This window comes from Vibrio methylphosphonaticus, assembly GCF_023634655.1.
Lineage (GTDB): Bacteria > Pseudomonadota > Gammaproteobacteria > Enterobacterales > Vibrionaceae > Vibrio > Vibrio methylphosphonaticus.
Genome location: NZ_JAMKMS010000104.1, coordinates 1 through 220 on the forward strand (window position 1 = coordinate 1; position 220 = coordinate 220).

At 50.0% G+C, this 220-nt stretch carries 1 protein-coding gene; it reads left to right on the forward strand.

Annotation, left to right across the window (positions count from 1 at the left end; all coding sequences use genetic code 11):
* Positions 1-220, forward strand: a 220-nt coding sequence (locus tag M9196_RS23440) for a cadherin-like domain-containing protein (protein WP_250619907.1), incomplete at both ends; no start/stop codon positions are given.

The window sequence follows — 220 nt, forward strand, 5'->3', positions numbered from 1 at the left end:
AGCTGGTATTGACGTGATTGCCGTGAACGATGCGCCAGTCTCTGGCGACTTGGCTTACAGCGTTGACGAAGATGGTTCAATTACGCTGTCTCAAGAACAGTTATTAGCTCAAGCTTCTGATGTTGAAGGCGATGATCTTACCGCCGCCAACTTAAGTGCGGGTGATAATGCCACAGTCACAGCCAATGAAGATGGCAGCTTTACCATCACACCCGATGCG